The organism is Nostocoides sp. F2B08, assembly GCF_009184895.1.
Classification (GTDB): domain Bacteria; phylum Actinomycetota; class Actinomycetes; order Actinomycetales; family Dermatophilaceae; genus F2B08.
Genome location: NZ_WESE01000005.1, coordinates 188,476 through 206,260 on the forward strand (window position 1 = coordinate 188,476; position 17,785 = coordinate 206,260).

The following is a 17,785-nucleotide window of genomic DNA, read 5'->3' on the forward strand; positions in this document are numbered from 1 at the left end:
GCACCAGACCCCGTCGGACGGGTGTGACCTCCTGTACCTGGTGCTTCCTCCTCTCGCACGGCAGAAGGCACCGACATGAACAGACGACTGGCTATGGCTGGCGTGGTCCCATTGTTGGCCACCTCGCTCGCGGCGCTCGGACAGGCCCCGGCGATGGCGGTTCCCGACGACCGTTCCGACCGTGAGCTGCCCGCTCACCTCGCCGACCTCAAGCTCGACGCCCCGGTCGAGCGAACCGACGTCTCGGCCGCACAGCTCGACGCGTCTCTCGTCGACGCGGAGGGCACCGGCACCGTCATCGTGAGGCTGAAGGACACGGCCGTCGCCGAGCGCGACCTTCCGGACGCTGCGGCGCCGCGGGCCAGGGCGGACCTGCGCTCGTCGCAGTCGGCGCTGATGGACAGGATCACGGCGCTCGACCCCGACGCGCGACTCGTCGCCCAGACCCAGCTCGCGCTCAACGCCGTGTTCGTCGAGGTCGACCGTGCCGTCCTGCCCCAGCTGGCGAACGACCCGGCCGTCCAGCGCATCGCGCCCGTGGGCACCTATGAGCTCGACCTGTCCGAGACCGTTCCCTACATCGGTGCGACGACCGTGCAGCAGGGCGGCGTCACCGGCAAGGGCATCCGGGTCGCCGTGCTGGACAGCGGGATCGACTACACCCACGCATCCCTCGGCGGATCGGGAGACCCGGCTGACTTCGAAGGCAATGACCCGACGGTCATCGAGCCGGGCACCTTCCCGACGAAGAAGGTCGTCGGCGGATACGACTTCACCGGCAGTGCTTGGCCCAACGGCCCGGAGGCCCCGGATCCCGACCCGATCGACGATGGTCCCGGAGGCGGGCACGGCACCCATGTCGCCGACATCATCGCCGGCAAGGACGGTGTGGCGCCCGGTGCCGACCTCTACGCGGTCAAGGTGTGCTCGTCCGTCTCGAGCGCCTGCTCGGGCATCGCGCTGATCCAGGGCATGGAGTTCTCCCTCGACCCGAACGGCGACGGCAAGCTGAACGACCGGATGCACATCATCAACATGTCGCTCGGCTCCCCCTACGGTCAGCCGTTCGACGACGACCTCTCGGCGGCAGTCGAGAACGCGACAGCGGCCGGCGTCCTCACCGTGGCCTCGGCCGGCAACAGCGGCGACAAGCCGTATGCGAACGGCACCCCGTCGGCCGCGCCCAGCGCCCTGTCGGTCGCCCAGACCTCCGTGCCGAGCGCGCAGCTCGCCCTGATGCAGATCGTTGCGCCGGGGCCCATCGCCGGCCAGGTCCCAGCCGTCTTCCAGCCCTGGTCGGCTCCTCTGGCCTCGGCGATCGAGGCTCCGGTGCAGTACGGCGACGGCGCGGGCGGCAACCTCAACGGCTGTGCCGCCTTCGCGCCGGGCTCGCTGGCGGGCAAGATCGTGCTCGTCGACCGTGGTGCGTGCAACTTCACCCTCAAGGCCAAGAACGTCGGCGACGCGGGCGGCCTGTTGGCCATCATCGGGCAGAACGCGCCCGGCGACGCCTTCGAAGGTGGCGACGGCGGCGACCGGCCCATCACGATCCCGAGCTTCATGGTGACGCAGCAGATCGCGAACCGGCTCAGGTCCGGCCTGCCGAACACCGTGGTGCGCTTCGACCCTGAGGTGGGTCTCCCGCTCGCGGGCACGATGGTGGGCAGCTCCTCGCGCGGTCCGCAGCACGAGGACACCACCTTGATCAAGCCCGAGATCGGGGCGCCGGGTGCCTCGGTGTCGGCGATCGCCGGCACCGGGACCGACACCGGTCCCTTCGGCGGCACCTCCGGAGCGGCCCCGATGGTCGCCGGCGCGGCCGCCCTCGTCCTCGAGGCCTCCGGCGGCGTGAAGACCACCCCGAAGGGCAGGCCGGGCGGACGGGCTGTCGGGCACGGCCTGACGCCCATCGAGGTCAAGTCGCTCCTCGTCAACACCGGCTACACCGGCGTCGTCAACAACGCCCTGACGGGCGAGTTAGCGCCGATCACCCGCATCGGCGGCGGTGAGGTGCGCGTCGACAACGCGGTCTCGGCCGGCACGGCGGCCTGGGCGAGTGACGTCGAGTCCGGGACGCTGAGCTTCGGGTTCGTCGACGTCGCCGACACCGTGACGATCAAGCGCACGGTCACGATCCGGAACTACGACAACAAGAAGCGCACCTACACCGTCACGCCGACCTTCCGGTTCGACAACGACGAGGAGAACGGCGCGGTCACGGTCACCGCACCTGGCAAGGTCAGCGTCAAGCCCGGCAAGGGCCGTGACACGACCTTCACGGTCACCATGACGATCGACGGCTCGAAGCTCCGCGGCAACTTCATGAACTCGGGGAGTGCGGGTGCCGATCCGGCGACGCTGACGACGAACGAGTACGACGGCTACCTCGTTCTCGACGACGGCAAGCAGAAGATCCAGATGCCGTGGCACGTTCTGCCCCGCAAGGCCGCCCAGGTCGTGCCCAGCACGACGGAGATCGTGCCCGGCTCATTCCCGCAGACGATCGGACTGGACAACCAGGGTGTCGGGACGGCTCAGAACGACGCGTATGCGCTGCTCGCGACAAGTGACGACCTGCCCGAGGGCGCCTGGGGTGACCAGTCGCCGACCCCGGACATCCGGGCCGTCGGGGTGAACACCTTCCTGGTGCCGGCCGGTTTCTGTTCAGGCAACCAGTCGTTCTTGTGGGCATTCGCGGTCAACACGTGGGAACGCCAGCAGCACCTCCTGCCGGTCTCGCACCAGGTCTACCTCGACACGAACCAGGACGGGGTCGACGACTACGTCGTGCTCAACCGGGACGCGTCCGGCCTGGGGACGATCACCGACGGCCGCCAGCTGTCCTGGGTGCTGAACCTGGCGACGGGGTCAGCGTCGGCGTTCTTCTTCGCCGAGCACTCGACGAACACAGGGAACACCGTGCTGCTGCTGTGCGGTGAACAGATCGGCATGAACTCCGATGACCCACTCACCACCAGAGTCGACGTCGACGTCGTCGCCCAGGACTTCTACTTCGGAGGACCGGGCGACGCGGTGAACGACCTGACCGTCACTCCACTCGGCGAGCGGTTCTACGGTTTTACTGGTGACGTGGCCGGCGGAGACTCGGGGTCGCTGGAGGTCTACGACTTCGGGCCCTTCCCCGGCAACACCGACGAGCTCGGCCTGATGCTGTTCACCAACGGCGACCGCGGAGCCGGCAACCGCGGCGGCGCCACACAGGACACGGAGGCGCTGCTCTTCACACTGACCCCGTAGCGGGGTCGCGGTCCGGGAGCGACGCTGACGCATCGGACAACGAGTGACTGGAACGGTGTCATCACACCGTTCCAGTCACTCGTTCCGAACTCGTGCCAGCGCTCCGGTGCCGGAGAGCCCCTCACCGAACGCGGTCGCTGTGACCGACCAGTCACCGCGGAGGTGATGGCCGCCCTACCGCCGCTGCCGAGGGCGGAGGAGACTGAGATCGGCGGCACCGGCTGGACCGGGGAGGTCGACGTGGCTGGGACTGATCGCCGTTCCCCGTACTCCCTGCTTGTTCCGGCGGCGACGATCGTGGTCTTCACGCTCGGGGCCTGGGGGTTCGCGCTCGTCGACTCGGGGTCCTGGCTCGACCACGGCTACCGATCACTTCAGCTCTTCGTCATCGAAGCAGGCGACGGTTTTCCCGACCCGATCCCCTGGCAGCTCGAGGTCACGAGGTGGGTCGCTCCAGCGATAACGCTGCTCTCGACCGCTCTCGCGGTGGCGGTCCTGTCGCGCGGACGTCTCGACGCCTGGCGGGCGCGCCGGATGCGCGGCCACGTCATCGTCGCGGGTCTGGGCCGCCGCGAGACCGAGGCGGCCCTCGTCCTGCGCCGCGGCGGTCACGACGTCGTCGTCATCTCACGCCATCCTCCAGCCGGCGGTGTGCGCCGCTGTCGACGAGCGGGGATCGCGGTCGTTGAGGGTGACCCGCGCGACCCCCTTGCCCTCGAGGCCGGCGGTCTCGGTCGCGCCTCGGATCTCATCGTCCTCGACCCCGAGCTGGAGACCAGTGGCCGCGTCGCCCTGGCGGCGGTCGGTCTGGCGGCTGCACGGTCGGAATGGCCACTCGTCGTTCACGTCGAGATGGCTGATCCCGCTCTCGTCGGCCTGCTGAAGGCTCTGAAGATCTCGGAGCACCACGCCGCCGGCTGGCGGGTCGAGGAGCTCGACCTCGCCGGCGCCGGGGCGAGCATCATGGTCGACGCCGTGGCGCCCTGGGCCGATGGGTCTGCCCTCGCCGAGGTCCTCGTGGCCGGTGAGTCCACGCTCGCGGCTGCCGTCGTGTCGGAGCTGCGCCGGAGGTGGCGGCTGTCGGGTGGGGCGCCGGATGCCCTGAGCGTCGTCAGGACCGGATCCGGATCGGCCCTGTCGGTCGGAGCGGTGCCGAGCTCCGTGTACGTGTGTGCCGACGACGAGCCCGAGGCACTGACGACGGCGTTGGCCGTCTTGCGTGACTTCCCGGGCGTGCCTGTCGCTGTCCACCTCGAGCACACCGCCTCCTTCGGGACACTCCTCATGCAGGACGCGCATGATCTGCACGTGGTGAGTCTCGACACCCAGGTCCTCACCCCGGCGGTGCTTCTCGACACGACGGTCGAACGCATCGCCCGTGCGCTGCACGGGGCCTACCGGCGTCAGGCCGAGGCGACGTCCCCCTCGGCGCTGCCCTGGGCCGAGCTCGCCGAGTCCCTGCGCGCGTCCAATCGCGCGCAGGCCGAACATGTGTGCGACAAGCTCCGGGTGATGCGACGCGTGCTCCTTCCCGACGACGGACAGCCGACCGATCGGTTCACCGAGGACGAGATCCAGGAGCTGGGACGGCTCGAGCACGACCGCTGGGTGGCGGAGCGGCGGGCGGCCGGCTGGACTCCGGGGCCTCGCGACACGCACGCCCGCACGACGCCGTACCTCGTGCCATGGGAGGAGCTCACCGAGGAGGTGCGGGAGATCGACCGCCAGTTCGTTCGGGCCCTCCCGGACGTCCTCGCGGATTCGGGTCTTGTCATCCGTCGGTCAGGGGCTTCGTCGGTGCAGCCGTCGGCCGATCGTCCGGTCAGGAGCGGGTCATGAGTCACGATGTGTTCGTCTGTCATTCGTCGCAGGACCGCACGGTTGCGAACGCGATCGTGGCGCGGTTGGAGGGGCGGGGGATCCGGTGTTGGATCGCGCCGCGGGACGTGGTGCCGGGTCGGGAGTATGCGCAGTCGATCATCGAGGCGATCAGTGGGTCGCGGTTGACGGTGCTGGTCTTCTCGGCGCATGCGAACTCATCTCCGCATGTGCGTCGGGAGCTGGAGCGGACAGCCAGCCACGGCATACCGATCCTGCCGTTCCGGGTCGAGGACGTGGTGCCGGCCCCGTCGGTGGAGTACTTCATCTCGGATGCGCACTGGTTGGATGCGATGACGCCGCCGTTGGATCAGCACCTGGACCACCTGGTCGGCACGGTCCGGCTGCTGCTCGACCGACAGGGCCCGGAGGGAACCGCGTCGGTCGGTACCGAGGCGCCGCCCTCGGTTTCACCGGTAGTGCAGCCGGCCGCGCCGCAGCGTTCGCGCAGCCTGCTCCTGTATGCGGTGCTCGCCGGCGTCGTCCTGCTCGCCGCCGCCATCGTCGGGCTCGTCGTGGCGTTGGGCGGCCAGGCCGATGACGAGGTCGCCACCACCCCCTCCCAGTCCACCGACTCGACGACCACGTCGGTCTCCGATGGCGCCGAGGCCGGGTCCGGGCCGGTGACGGTCGAGTTCGACGAGGGGCTCGGTGCCGGCTGGACGTGGGAGAACGAGGACCCGGACTCCTGGACCGTGGCTGACGGCGCGCTGCGCATCGAGGTTCTGCAGAGTCCTCCGATTCGGAACGTCCTCGTGCGCGACCTTCCGGGCGGTGACGCCGTCGTGCAGACCCGCATCGACTTCGACCCGTCCACGCCCCGTCAGGCGGCCGGCCTCGCTCTCGTCGGCGACGACCTCGCGGACCGGGTGGAGCTGTGCTGGACGACGGAGGGACTGTTCCTGCACACCTACGAGGACGACGTCATGGTCGACGGCGTCGAGATCGCTCCGGACCAGTTCTCCGACAAGGAATGGGTCGGTGCCGAGCTGAGCTTCGAGATCGACTCGGGCTTCTACACCGCCCGGTTCCAGTCCGACGTCACGCCGGACTGGCAGATCAACACCGCGCCGGTGCCTGACTTCGTCACCCGGGTCGGTCTCCTCGCCTACACGACGGACGAGGCGGGGGCGGAGACCGCCGCCTTCACCCGCTTCGTCCTGCAGTGAACCCGTCCCGCCGCACACCTCGCCGACGAGGGAGGTCGGGCCGTTTCCACTAGGGTGGCTCCCGTGCTGAGGACCACCGCGGCAGTCATCGCCGGCAAGGCCGCTCGCGCGGCCTCCCGAGTGCGCGGCGGCGGTGGGTCCGCATTCCCGGGGCTGGTCGCCGAGCGCGTCGACCCACGCTTCCTCGAGCACGCCCTGGCGGACGTCCGAGAGGGCGTCGTCGTGGTCACCGGCACCAACGGCAAGACGACGACCACCCGGATGCTCGTGGCCCTGCTGCGCGCGCACGGCAAGCGGGTGCTGACGAACCCCACCGGGAGCAACTTCACCCGCGGCGTGATCTCGTCGATGCTCAAGGACCTGCCGCTGTCGGGACGGGCCCGAGCCGACATCGCCGTGCTCGAGCTCGACGAGGCGCACGCGCTGAAGTTCGCCGAGGTCGTCGCGCCCAGCCACGCTCTCCTCCTCAACGTCGCCCGCGACCAGCTCGACCGGTTCGCCGAGATCGACCACACGGCGCGGCTGCTCGAGCGCCTCGCGGGCCAGGCCACGGAGGGCGTGGTGCTCAACATCGACGACCCCTACGTCGCGCGCTCCCGCGAGGTCATCCCCGAGGGCGTCACGGTGCGCTACTTCGGCCTCGACGCCTCGATCGCGCATCGCCTGCCGGAGATCCTCGAGACCGACGTGCGCTTCGCGGAGGAGTATGCGCCGCCCGAGTCGGGCGATGGCGCGGGCTTCCTGCGTCCCCGGGACGAGCGCGAGTTCGACATCGTCGTGCCCGGCGGCGAGGACATCGGCCCGGTGGCGCTGCAACAGCGCGGACTCGCGGCGATGATCAACGCCACGGCGGCCACGACGACCGCTCGGATGGTGCTCGGCGACGCCTTCTCACCCGGGACCGCCGCCCGAGCCCTCGCCCAGGTGCGGCCACCCTTCGGCCGCGGCGAGGTCGTCGACGTCGACGGACAGCCGCTCGAGCTCGTCCTCGTCAAGAACCCCGCCGGATTCACGGTCGCCCTCTCGACCTACGGGTCGGAGCCGGTGGCCACGATGATCGCCATCAACGACGACTACGCCGACGGCCGCGACGTCTCCTGGCTCTACGACGTCAGCTTCGAGTCCCTCCGAGGGAGGGGAGTGGCCATGACCAGCGGGATCCGCGCATACGACATGGCCCTGCGGCTCCAGTACGACGACGTGCCGGTCGACGCGATCGAGCCGGCCCTCGTCCCCGCCCTGGACCGCTTCATCTCGGCCCACCGGGACGAGCCGAAGCGGCTCTTCTGCACCTACACCGCGATGATGTCGCTGCGCCGCACGCTCGCGGCACGGTACGACCTGCCGGAGTTCGGCGAGGAGGCCGCCGATGCCTGAGATCCCCCAATCTGAGTCGAAGGGGACCATCCGCGTGGTGCATCTCTACCCGCGTGAGATGAGTATCTACGGCGACCTCGGCAACACCCGCTGCCTCGAGAAGCGCATCCAGCGGCACGGCTACACCGCCGAGGTCGTCGGGCACAACCCCGGGGAGCCGTTCCCCGAGGACGGCCACCTGTTCGTCGGCGGCGGCGGGCAGGACTCCGGCCAGGTGCGGGTCGAGGATGACCTCGAGCGCAACGCCGACATCATCCGCTCCCTCGCATCCGACGGGACGCCGATGCTGATGATCTGCGGGATGTACCAGCTGTTCGGCAACGCCTTCATCACCGTCGAGGGCAACCGGCTGCCCGGCCTCGGCATTCTCGACGTGACGACCCAGGGCAACGCCAAGCGGATGATCGGGCCGGTCGTGCTCGAGACCGTCGTCGGCAAGGTCGTGGGCTACGAGAACCACTCCGGCTCGACCACTCTCGGTCATGGCCAGGAGCCGTTCGGCACCGTCCTGCACGGGTTCGGCAACAACGGGACCGACCGCACCGAGGGGGCGCGCACGGGCAACGTCTTCGGCTCCTACCTCCACGGGCCGATCCTGCCCGCCAACCCCGGCCTCGCCGACCTCCTTATCGGCCTGGCCGCCACGCGGGCGACCGGACGACCGTTCGAGCCCGAGCCCCTCACCGACGGTGTGGCCGACGAGGCGCGAGGCCGTCAGGTGCGGCGGCTGCTCGGCATCGCCTCCTGAGGCTCCCGGTCACGGGACCGGAAGTGGGTCTGCGGGTCGACGCTCCACAGGACCCACGACATGACGCCGAACGGGATCTCGGCGAGGTTGGTGAAGATCGACATCAGGATCACCGCGGCGGCCGAGAGTGCCGGGTCCGCTCCGAAGGCGACGAGGGCGGCGGCGGTTCCGGTCTCGGTGATGCCGATGCCGCCGGGCGTGATCCCGACCGCGGTCAGGAGGCGGCCGAGGGCGAAGGCGGCGAACGCGGGTGCGAAGGCCAGCTCGATGCCGGTCACGTGCAGCGAGATGAGGAAGATGCCGAGCTGGGCCGCGAAGAAGCCGACCATGCCGAGGGTGAGCGGCACCCAGGCCACCTGCACCCGCTCGATGATCCGGGCCCGGGTGTCGCGCATGGCGGCCTGCGCCCGGCGTCGGCGGCCGCGGCGGGGGCGTAGCCGCTCGACGGTCCGGTCGACGGCCCGCCCGACGACATCGGCCACCCGCCTCGAGGCGATGATGCCGACGAAGACCGCGAGGATCGCCAGCCCGGAGAGCGCTGCTCCCCAGGCCGCCTGACGCAGGAGTCCCGGCATCGCCGTGTGGGTGGCCGCGAGCAGTCCGATCGCCAGGACCGGCAACGCGACCCGGGTGAGGGTGTTCCACACCCCGGTGACGATCGCCGACGTGGTGACCGCGCGCAGGGAGAAGCCCCAGGACCTGCACAGCATGAACGTCGCCGCGAGGCCGACCGCTCCTCCGCCCGGGAAGAGTTTGGAGACGGTGGTTCCGGCGGTGTTGACGATGAAGGCCTTGGGGATGGTCAGACCCGGCAGCGAAGCCCGCAACGTCACCGCGTAGGAGACGAGGAAGGCGATGGTGAGGGCGAAGCAGGCGGCCAGCGCCAGGCCCGGGACGGTCGCCAGGATGTCGATGATGGCAGACCACGTGGTGTCGGTCACCCGGGGCAGCGCCCAGCCGAGCAGGGCGGCCGCCACGCCCAGGCTGAGCAGTAGCCGCAGGACCGACCGGACGGTCGGCCGCGGCATGGTGAGGGAGGCTGCGGGGTCGGACATCACCTGCCATCCTCCCGCATGCGACGCTGTACCGCGTGAAGGTTGCTCTCATCTCCGACTGCTACCCGCCCCGGGTCGGGGGGATCGAGTCGCAGGTGCGCGACCTGGCCCGTCGACTCGTCGACGCCGGACACGACGTCGAGGTGCTCACCGCCACCAACGGCACCGACGGTTCGACCCAGGGTGCCCGCGAGGTCGTCGACGGCATCACCGTCCATCGCCTCGGCACCCGGGTCCCGTTCGGACTGCCCGTCAACCCGGGCGGACGGGACCTCCTGCGGGATCGTCTGCAGGCGGGCGGTTTCGACGTCGCACACGCCCACGTCGGCGTGATCAGCCCGTTCGCGGTCGACGGCGGGGACGTCGCGCTCGAGCTCGGAATCCCGCTGACGGTGACCTGGCACTGCGTCCTCGGCGCGTGGGAACCGGTCGTGCGCCGGCTCGGTCACGCCGAACGATGGGCAGAGGCGGGAGCCGCCCTCCACGGCGTCTCCGAGATGGCCGCTGAGCAGGTGCGCTCCCTCGCCCCCGGCGCCACGGTCACGGTGCTCCACAACGGCATCGACGCCGGTGCGTGGCGGACCGACGACGGTGAGCCGACCTCCGAGAGGCGACCCCCGCATACCGGCCGGCCGGGCGGCACCGAACCGACAGTGGCCGCACCGGACGCGGCCGACGAGATGGTCCTGGAAGAGCAGCCGTTGCGGGTGGTGCTGGCGATGCGCTTCACGCCGCGCAAGCGCCCGCTGTCGGTCATCGGAATCGTCCGCCGCGCGCGCGGGCGGGCGGCGGTCCCCATCACGCTCGAGATCTGCGGGGGTGGGCCGCTGCTCGCGCCGGTGCGGGCGGCGGTCCGACGTCGCGGCTGGTCCGACTGGGTGTCGTTGCCCGGTCGCATCGACCGGGCAAGCCTCGTCGCGCACTATCGGGCGGCGGACGTCTATCTCGCTTCCTCGCGCTTCGAGTCGTTCGGCATCGCGGCACTGGAGGGCCGAACCGTCGGCCTGCCGGTGGTCGCTCTGCGCGGCAGCGGCGCCGAGGACTTCGTCTCGGACGGCATCACCGGCCTGGTCCGCGACGGCGACGAGGGGTTGGTCGACGGGCTGGTCGAGCTCGCGCACGACCGGGCGCTGCTGGCCCGGCTGCGGGCGCACAACGAGCGGGTGCCGCCCGCGCAGGACTGGTCGCGGATCGTCCGCGACGTCGAACAGGAGTATGCGCGGGCCCGGCGACTGCTCGCCGGCGGCACCGAGGGGCGACACACCGAGACGGTAAACCACTGGCTCGTGCGCGTCGAGGCCGTCGACGGCGTCGGACGCACCGTCGTGACGGTGCGACTCGAGCACGGCGCCGACCCGGTGCAGGTGCTCGCGAAGCAGGGGTGGGACGTCGTCGGCGGCGTCGAGGTCCGCCAGGAGGACCTGACGGTCGTCATCGTGCTCCGCGTCGAGCCACTGGACGTGCTGCGAGGGGCGGCCGAGCCGACGGCCGCTGCCGACCGACCCGTCGAGGACGGACTCACGCCGGCCGAGATCGCCGCTGCGACGCCCTACCAGCGGGTGGCGGTCTATGCCCTCGTCGAGAGCGAGCACGGGCTTCTCCTCACCGAGCTGTCGGACCGGACCTGGCGTCCGGGGGAGTGGACGCTGCCCGGCGGCGGGATCGACCCCGGTGAGTCGGCCCTCGCCGCTCTCCACCGAGAGGTGTGGGAGGAGACCGACCAGGTCATCGACGAGGTCGAGTTCCTCGGCGTCCTCTCGAACCACTGGATCGGCCGCGCTCCGGGCGGTCGGGTCGAGGACTTCCACGCCGTGCGGTTGTACTACCGCGGCCGATGCCGTCATCCGTCCGCTCCCGTCGTCCATGACACCGACGGGTCGACGGCGTCCGCTGCCTGGGTGCCGCGGACGAGGCTCGAGGCCGTCCCCGTGGCCTCGAGCCTCGCCCCGGCGCTGGCTCAGTGGCTGGACTGAGCAGCTCCCTCCTCCGTCGACGTGCCCGTGGGGGTCGACGGTGACGGGGTCGTGGCCGCACCGGCCTGTGGGTGTGATCCCGACCCGGGTGCCTTCGCATCGGCCGGCATGTCGAGCGGGCTACTCGCGACCGGCGGCGGCGGAGGGGCGATTCTCGGCGCCGTGTCCTGCGGCGGGGTGGGCGGCGGCGGGGTCGTCCGGCCCGCGTCGGCCGCACTCCGGCGGCCGGAGCGGATCACGACGATCAGGCCGATGAGCAGGATGAGGACGCCGACCACGATCACCGCTCCCGGACCGGCCGTCCCGAACGGGATGGACAGGCCGGCGATCTCGGTGAGGCCCACGAGGACGGCGAGGCCGAGGGCGATGGCCCCGGCGATCGTCGTCCCCCAGGCGACGGTGCGCGGGGAGCGGGCGGTGTTCTCGTTCATGGGAGTTGTCTGGGTGTCACTCATGGCGGTTGACTCCTGTGTTCTCTACGCCTGTCGATGATGCGACCGGTGCGGTGGCGCCGGTCAACGCTGCTCGCTCGGGCCGACGATGCGGATCGAGCCGAGCCGCACGGTGGCGTTGACGGTCAGGTCGGGCTCGCCGACTCCGAAGACGTGCTCCGCGTCCACCGAGGGACCGCCCTGGTTCTGCTCGCCGAAATCGGGGTCGGCCCCTTGGACGGTCACCGAGCCCAGCTCGGCGGACGAGACGATCCGGGTCGTGATCCCCTCGGGGACGTAGATCACCAGCTCGCCGAGGCTGACGTCCGCGGTGATCTCGTCCTGAGCGGGTGGTGTCGTGATCTGCCGCAGGTCGAGGGTCGCCTGGCCGGCGTTCCACTCGTACGAGGGTGACAGCGACTGGGCCGTGGGCTCCCAGGTCGTGCTGCCCCCGCCCTCCGGCGCAGTGGTGATGCCCCAGGTCCCGAGGAGGGACACCGCGAGGATGATCGAGAGCAGGCTGGTCAGTGCCGAGCGGCGCCCCAGGAGGCCGAGGACGACGGTGGTCAGGCCGCCGGCCGCGGCCGCGAAGAGCATCGCCACGAGGTCGGCCGAGGCGCCACCGAGCGGTCCGACGAGCTGGCCGACGCCGTATCCGACGATCGCGGCGCCGAGGGCGAGGAGGAAGCCGGCGAACCCGCCGCGCGGGGCCTTCGGCCGGTCGTATGCGGTGCTCGCCGAGGCGTGCGGCCGTGCCGGAGGCGGCTCGTACCCCTGCGGGGTTGCGCTCGCCGGCGCCCACACAGGCTCGGGGCGTCCGGTCGAGGACGTGCCGGGGGCCGGGGGAGGCGCGGATGTGTGTGCCGGTCCCGCGGTCCCGCTCGTCGAGCGGGCCCGGGTCACGAGCCACCACACACCCGCGATGAGCGCGACGGTGACGATCAGGGACCACCAGCCGCCCGCGTCGGAGAAGACCGGGCCGATCCCGAGGACTCCGAGAGCGATGATGACGAGGAGGAAGATGCCCCAGCCGTCACCCTCTCGGATCGCCTTCTCGGCGAGGATCGAGTCGTCCTTGTCCGGGATGAGCGCCCACGCGATGAGGTAGGCGAGGAACCCGACGCCGAGGAGCAGCAGGGCGATCATCCCGGCGCGGATGAGGAGGGGGTCGACGTGAAGCCGCTGGGCGATGCCGCCGCAGACGCCGGCGACCCAGCGGTCCTGGCTGCGTCGGATGCCCGCGGAGCGGATCTGGTCGAAGAAGCCGTCGGCCGACATGCGGGGCGACTGCGGCGAGGTGGGGTCACCGTCGGTGTGCGCGCCGCCGTGCTGCGAGCTCTCCGACTGCGGTGGCACGCTCGGCGGCGGTCCGGCCTGGGGTGGGGGCGAGGTGAGCGGGCTGACCTGCTCGTGCGGTTGGGTGTCGTTCATATCCTCATCGTGTCGCGCCGGCCCCTGCCGTGCCATGAGGGTCGCCCCTGAGGACCCCCTGATCGCACCCCTGGTCTGTGGCCAGGGCACTCCCGTGAGTGGGCGCGATGCGTCAGGATGAAGGTATGTCGACCGCTCCCGAACATCCGCGACCGCCGCTCGTCCGGCCCACGGACGGTCGCGTCCTGGCCGGCGTGTGCCGTGGGATCGCGACGCATCTCGGGGCCGACGTCAAGGTCGTCCGCATCGTCTTCGTCATACTCGGAGTCGTCAGCGGTGCGGGCATCATCGCCTATCTCTTCCTCTGGGCCCTGACCCCGGTCGAGGAGGCGCCGTCCGTCATCGACCCCGCGCGCCCCGTGCAGGAGCAGGGCGGGCATCCGTCGCCGGGCGCCGCGGCAGGTGGCGGTGGCTCCGCGACCGCCGCGCCCGGCGCATCGAGTGCCATTCCCCGAGGCGCCATCCTCCTGGCCATCGGGACCCTGACGACGCTCGCCGGCGGCATCGCGCTGCTGCAGAGCAGCGGCTGGAACGTGCGCGCCGGGGTGTTGCTCCCCGTGCTTCTCATCGCGATCGGCGCCGTCCTCGCCTGGGCGCAGCTCGACACCACCCAGCGGGCCCGGTGGGCAGGGGTCGACGGCTGGCGCGGCCTGGGCCTCGCCCGACTCGGGTTCGGGCTCGGTGTCGTCATCCTCGGCCTGCTCGCGCTCGCCACCCGCGGACAGTCGGTCAACGAGATCTGGGACGTGGCGCTGGCGACGCTGAGCATCCTCGTGGGTGCCGCCCTGATCTGTGCGCCCTTCGCCGTGCGGCTCTGGGCGGACTTCCGCCGGGAGCAGGACGCCCGCGTCCGTGAGACGGAGCGGGCGGACATCGCCGCGCATCTCCACGACGGCGTCCTGCAGACCCTCGCCCTCATCCAGCGCGGCGCCGACGACCCCGCCTACGTCACCCAGCTCGCCCGCAAACAGGAGCGGGAGCTGCGCGGCTGGCTGTACGGATCGCAGGAGGACCCCTCACAGACCCTGGCTGCGGCCGCCACCGCCGCGGCGGTCGAGGTCGAGGAGCTCCACGGGGTGCCCATCGAGGTCGTCGTCACCGGCGACCGGCCGCTCGACGACGGTGGCCGGGCGCTCGTCCGGGCGCTGCGCGAGGCACTGGCCAACGCGGTGCGACACGGGTCGCCGCCGGTGAGCGCCTACGTCGAGATCGGACCGGCCGCCGTGGAGGCCTTCGTCCGCGACCACGGGTGCGGGTTCGACCCCGATACCGTCCCCTCGGACCGGCTCGGGGTGCGCGAGTCGATCCTCGGTCGGATGACCCGGCACGGAGGAACCGCCGAGGTCCGCCGTCGCGACCCCGGGACCGAGGTCATCCTCTGCATGCCGCACACCGACACGGGCGGGGACGCCCACCAGGACGCCGGCGCGCCGGACCGCGCGGGCGACCAGCGCATACCCGTAGAGACCACGGTGACCGGGTCCCAGGAGACGGCACCGACCGAGCCTCGACCCGAGCCCGACCTCGAGGTCTCCATCGAGACCCGAGAACCCGATCCCGTGCCCCGAGGAGGGACCCCCCGATGACCGTCCGCGTCGTCCTCGTCGACGACCACCACATGTTCCGCACCGGTGTGCGCACCGAGCTGCTCGAGGCGGCGCCCGGGTTCATCGACTTCGTCGGTGAGGCAGCGAACGTCGAGGACGCCGTCAGCGTCATCCGGCGCGAGGAACCCGACGTGGTGCTCCTCGACGTGCACCTGCCGGGCGGCACCGGACACGGGGGTGTGGACGTCATCCACGGATGTCTCGGCGTCGAGACCGCGGCCGGAGCCCCGGTGCGCTTCCTCGCACTGTCGGTGTCCGACGCCGCCGAGGACGTCATCGCCGTCATCCGGGCGGGCGCCAGGGGCTACGTGACCAAGACGATCAGCGCAACCGACCTCGCCTCGGCGATCCGGCGGGTCGCCGACGGGGACGCGGTGTTCAGCCCACGGCTCGCCGGCTTCGTCCTCGATGCCTTCGGGGTGGCCGCGGGAGAGATCGCCGAGGTCGACGAGGAGCTCGACCGGCTCTCGGCCCGGGAGCGGGAGGTCATGCGGCTCATCGCGCGCGGCTACCAGTACAAGGAGGTCGCCAAGGAGCTGTTCATCTCCGTCAAGACGGTCGAGACCCATGTCTCCTCGGTGCTGCGCAAGCTTCAGCTGTCCTCACGGCACGAGCTGACGGCGTGGGCGATGGGTCGGCGCCTGATCTGAGCACTGCGTGAGTTGCGGCACCCGGTCGGCGCGCGCGGACCGGGCGGCCGGGACGATCACGGGCCGGTGTCGGGAGCGGGGCAGGCGATGTCTAGCCTTGGGGCCATGGACTTCCTCTACCAGCTCATCGTCGTCGCGCACTTCCTCGGACTGGCCGCCCTGATCGGTGGCTGGATCGCCACACGGGTCGGCTCGACTGCGCTCTCGCCGGTGGTCTGGGGTGCTCGGGTCCAGCTGCTCACGGGTCTGTTGCTCGTGGGCATCGCCGAGATGACGAGCGACGCCGAGCTCAACCACATCAAGATCGGGGTCAAGCTCATCGTCGCGGTCGCGGTCGTCGCCGCGGCAGAGATCGCCGCGGCCCGCGCCAAGCGCGGCGAGCCCAAGCCGCAGCTCGTCGACGCCGCCGGTGCGCTCGGGGTCCTCAACGTCCTGGTCGCGGTCCTCTGGACCTGACCGGGCAGACTGTCAGGGGATGAGGAGCAGCTTGCCGGTCGAGGTGCGTGACTCCAGAGCCTCGTATGCGTCGGCCGCCTGCTCCAGCGGGTAGCGACCTCCGATGTCGACCGTAAGCGAGCCGTCTCCCACCGCGGCGAAGACCTCCTCGGCGCGCCACAGCAGCTCGTCCCGGGTCGCGATGTAGTGGGCCAGGCTCGGCCTGGTGACGAACAGCGAGCCCTTGGCGTTCAGGCGCTGGAGGTCGAACGGCGGCACCGGGCCGCTGGCCGCGCCGTAGAGCGCCAGGAGCCCGCGGGGCCGCAGGGAATCCAGCGACGCGTCGAACGTGGCCGCGCCGACACCGTCGTAGACCACGTCGACCCCGCTGCCCCCGGTCGCCTCCCGGACGGCGGCGGCGATGTCGTCGTCGGCGCTGTAGTCGATGGTGACCTCAGCCCCGCGATCACGTGCGAGCTCGCATTTGTCCGCCGACCCGGCGGTCGCCACGACGCGACCCCCACGCGCGACGACGAGCTGCGTGAGCAGCTGACCGACCCCTCCGGCGGCCGCGTGGACCAGTGCCCATGTGCCGGGGCGGACGGCATAGGTATCGGTGACGAGGTAGTGCGCCGTCATGCCCTGGAGCAGCACCGCAGCAGCGGTGTGGGCGTCGAGGCTGTCCGGGACGGGCACCACCTGGTCAGCCGGCACCACCGCACGGCTCGCCGCGCTTCCGAGGCTCATCGCCCAGGCGACCCGGTCGCCCACCGCCACGCGGTCCACGCCCTCCCCGACTGCGGCGACCACGCCCGCCGCCTCGGAGCCGAGGACGAACGGTGTCGGGTTCGGGTAGCGACCCTCGCGCTGGTAGACATCGATGAAGTTGACCCCGGCCGCCTCGACGGTCACCGCCACCTCGCCCGGACCGGGGTCGGTGGCCTCCCGGGACTCGACGGCGAGGACGCCGCGGTCCCCATGGGTCGTCACGGTGAGGGCGCGCTCGGTCATCAGTCCATTAAAGCCCCGGTCCTCAGCCGTTCAGCGGCACGACGCCGAACATCTCGCCCAGTCTGTTGGCACCGAGTCCGTGCTGGGCGGCGACCCGGCCACCCCAGCCGCGCAGGAGGACCTCGAGGTCGGTGCGGTGCCCGGTCTGGGAGGAGTGCTCGAGGAGGGCCGTCACCTTCCGGTCGAACGTGTCCGTGACGTCGACGGCGTGGGTCGGATGCGGATGTGCCATCAACCAGATCTCACCCACCTTCCACGGGTCGAGCCCCTCGTCGAGCAGTTCCGGCCAGGCGAACGGGTTCTCGGCGGCGGGGTAGCAGGCGCGGACAGTCGCCTCACCGGCCGCGAGGTGGTCCGGGTGGGACGCCTGCAGCCGGTCGTACCACCGCTCGGGACTCTGACACAGCACCCGCTGCGGCCGGACGTCGCGAATGACCCGGACGATGTCGCGCTGCAGGTCGAAGGTCGGCTCGAGCCAGCCGTCGCGGTACCCGTCGAGGAAGCGCACGTCATGGATCCCGAGGTGGGCGGATGCGGCTCGCTGCTCGGCCTCCCGCATCGCCGGCATCCCGGCAGCGTCGGCATCCGCAAGGCCGCCCTGCTCGCCCCGGGTGACGACGAGAAGGGTGACCGCTATCCCCGCGTCGCTCCATCGGGCGAGGGTGCCGGCGCATCCGAAGTCGGCGTCGTCGGGGTGGGCGGCGACGACGAGCGCTCGCTCGACCGTCGTGTCGTCTCGGGGTGTGGTCACCGGGCCAAGGC

14 protein-coding genes are annotated in these 17,785 nt (G+C 71.3%); 9 read left to right on the top strand and 5 right to left on the bottom strand.

Annotated features, from left to right (window positions below; all coding sequences use genetic code 11):
* The first annotated feature begins 93 nt into the window (after window positions 1-93).
* From GA707_RS13420 to GA707_RS13440, 5 genes are all read left to right on the top strand, one after another.
* Entirely contained in the window at window positions 94-3,258 is a 3,165-nt protein-coding gene (locus tag GA707_RS13420; RefSeq protein ID WP_193315333.1) for a S8 family serine peptidase, read from the top strand.
* A 165-nt stretch (window positions 3,259-3,423) separates the two neighbouring features.
* On the top strand, window positions 3,424-5,097 hold the full coding sequence (locus GA707_RS13425) for a RyR domain-containing protein (RefSeq protein WP_152178950.1): 1,674 nt from the start codon (window positions 3,424-3,426) through the stop codon (window positions 5,095-5,097).
* Window positions 5,094-6,305 carry a TIR domain-containing protein gene (locus tag GA707_RS13430; RefSeq protein WP_193315334.1) on the top strand — a complete coding sequence of 404 codons (1,212 nt, stop codon included), beginning with the start codon at window positions 5,094-5,096 and terminating at the stop codon, window positions 6,303-6,305. Before GA707_RS13425 ends, GA707_RS13430 begins: the two co-directional genes overlap by 4 nt.
* A gap of 63 nt (window positions 6,306-6,368) precedes the next feature.
* The gene (locus tag GA707_RS13435; RefSeq protein ID WP_152178952.1) at window positions 6,369-7,682 is read left to right on the top strand and encodes a Mur ligase family protein; all 1,314 of its coding nucleotides are present in this window, start codon (window positions 6,369-6,371) and stop codon (window positions 7,680-7,682) included.
* On the top strand, window positions 7,675-8,430 hold the full coding sequence (locus GA707_RS13440; RefSeq protein WP_152178953.1) for a type 1 glutamine amidotransferase: 756 nt from the start codon (window positions 7,675-7,677) through the stop codon (window positions 8,428-8,430). Before GA707_RS13435 ends, GA707_RS13440 begins: the two co-directional genes overlap by 8 nt.
* On the opposite strand, the gene GA707_RS13445 is transcribed toward GA707_RS13440, so the two are convergent.
* Window positions 8,397-9,485: a lysylphosphatidylglycerol synthase transmembrane domain-containing protein gene (locus GA707_RS13445; protein ID WP_152178954.1), complete on the bottom strand. Its 1,089-nt coding sequence runs from the start codon at window positions 9,483-9,485 to the stop codon at window positions 8,397-8,399. The two genes, GA707_RS13440 and GA707_RS13445, sit on opposite strands and share 34 nt — an antisense overlap.
* Before the next feature lie 35 nt (window positions 9,486-9,520).
* Between GA707_RS13445 and GA707_RS21345 the strand changes: the two genes are divergently transcribed.
* On the top strand, window positions 9,521-11,458 hold the full coding sequence (locus GA707_RS21345) for a glycosyltransferase (protein WP_226963787.1): 1,938 nt from the start codon (window positions 9,521-9,523) through the stop codon (window positions 11,456-11,458).
* On the opposite strand, the gene GA707_RS13455 is transcribed toward GA707_RS21345, so the two are convergent.
* Both GA707_RS13455 and GA707_RS13460 read right to left on the bottom strand, forming a co-directional pair.
* On the bottom strand, window positions 11,443-11,913 hold the full coding sequence (locus GA707_RS13455) for a hypothetical protein (protein WP_152178955.1): 471 nt from the start codon (window positions 11,911-11,913) through the stop codon (window positions 11,443-11,445). The genes GA707_RS21345 and GA707_RS13455 overlap by 16 nt on opposite strands.
* Before the next feature lie 60 nt (window positions 11,914-11,973).
* The gene (locus GA707_RS13460; RefSeq protein ID WP_193315335.1) at window positions 11,974-13,320 is read right to left on the bottom strand and encodes a PspC domain-containing protein; all 1,347 of its coding nucleotides are present in this window, start codon (window positions 13,318-13,320) and stop codon (window positions 11,974-11,976) included.
* A 125-nt stretch (window positions 13,321-13,445) separates the two neighbouring features.
* Between GA707_RS13460 and GA707_RS13465 the strand changes: the two genes are divergently transcribed.
* The 3 genes from GA707_RS13465 to GA707_RS13475 all read left to right on the top strand — a co-directional run bounded on the left by GA707_RS13465 (window position 13,446) and on the right by GA707_RS13475 (window position 16,033).
* Window positions 13,446-14,906 (top strand): ATP-binding protein, encoded by a 1,461-nt coding sequence (locus tag GA707_RS13465; protein WP_152178957.1) that lies wholly within the window; start codon window positions 13,446-13,448, stop codon window positions 14,904-14,906.
* Complete coding sequence (locus tag GA707_RS13470; RefSeq protein ID WP_152178958.1) at window positions 14,903-15,577, top strand: response regulator transcription factor; 675 nt, start codon at window positions 14,903-14,905, stop codon at window positions 15,575-15,577. The genes GA707_RS13465 and GA707_RS13470 overlap by 4 nt, the downstream gene beginning before the upstream one ends.
* Window positions 15,578-15,682: 105 nt before the next feature.
* A complete protein-coding gene (locus GA707_RS13475; RefSeq protein ID WP_152178959.1) occupies window positions 15,683-16,033 on the top strand; it encodes a hypothetical protein in 351 nt (116 codons plus the stop codon).
* A gap of 12 nt (window positions 16,034-16,045) precedes the next feature.
* On the opposite strand, the gene GA707_RS13480 is transcribed toward GA707_RS13475, so the two are convergent.
* Together GA707_RS13480 and GA707_RS13485 are read right to left on the bottom strand one after the other, a co-directional pair.
* Window positions 16,046-17,023 (bottom strand): quinone oxidoreductase, encoded by a 978-nt coding sequence (locus tag GA707_RS13480; RefSeq protein ID WP_152178960.1) that lies wholly within the window; start codon window positions 17,021-17,023, stop codon window positions 16,046-16,048.
* Between the two features lie 22 nt (window positions 17,024-17,045).
* Complete coding sequence (locus GA707_RS13485) at window positions 17,046-17,774, bottom strand: PIG-L deacetylase family protein (protein WP_152178961.1); 729 nt, start codon at window positions 17,772-17,774, stop codon at window positions 17,046-17,048.
* Between the last annotated feature and the right edge of the window lie 11 nt (window positions 17,775-17,785).

What these genes read in the sequence shown, in the direction of transcription:
- GA707_RS13420 (WP_193315333.1), top strand. Translation starts at nt 94, where the DNA reads ATGGCTGGCGTGGTCCCATTGTTGGCCACCTCGCTCGCGGCGCTCGGA.
- GA707_RS13425 (WP_152178950.1), top strand. Translation starts at nt 3,424, where the DNA reads ATGGCCGCCCTACCGCCGCTGCCGAGGGCGGAGGAGACTGAGATCGGC.
- GA707_RS13430 (WP_193315334.1), top strand. Translation starts at nt 5,094, where the DNA reads ATGAGTCACGATGTGTTCGTCTGTCATTCGTCGCAGGACCGCACGGTT.
- GA707_RS13440 (WP_152178953.1), top strand. Translation starts at nt 7,675, where the DNA reads ATGCCTGAGATCCCCCAATCTGAGTCGAAGGGGACCATCCGCGTGGTG.
- GA707_RS13445 (WP_152178954.1), bottom strand. Translation starts at nt 9,485, where the DNA reads ATGTCCGACCCCGCAGCCTCCCTCACCATGCCGCGGCCGACCGTCCGG.
- GA707_RS13455 (WP_152178955.1), bottom strand. Translation starts at nt 11,913, where the DNA reads ATGAGTGACACCCAGACAACTCCCATGAACGAGAACACCGCCCGCTCC.
- GA707_RS13460 (WP_193315335.1), bottom strand. Translation starts at nt 13,320, where the DNA reads ATGAACGACACCCAACCGCACGAGCAGGTCAGCCCGCTCACCTCGCCC.
- GA707_RS13465 (WP_152178957.1), top strand. Translation starts at nt 13,446, where the DNA reads ATGTCGACCGCTCCCGAACATCCGCGACCGCCGCTCGTCCGGCCCACG.
- GA707_RS13470 (WP_152178958.1), top strand. Translation starts at nt 14,903, where the DNA reads ATGACCGTCCGCGTCGTCCTCGTCGACGACCACCACATGTTCCGCACC.
- GA707_RS13475 (WP_152178959.1), top strand. Translation starts at nt 15,683, where the DNA reads ATGGACTTCCTCTACCAGCTCATCGTCGTCGCGCACTTCCTCGGACTG.
- GA707_RS13480 (WP_152178960.1), bottom strand. Translation starts at nt 17,023, where the DNA reads ATGACCGAGCGCGCCCTCACCGTGACGACCCATGGGGACCGCGGCGTC.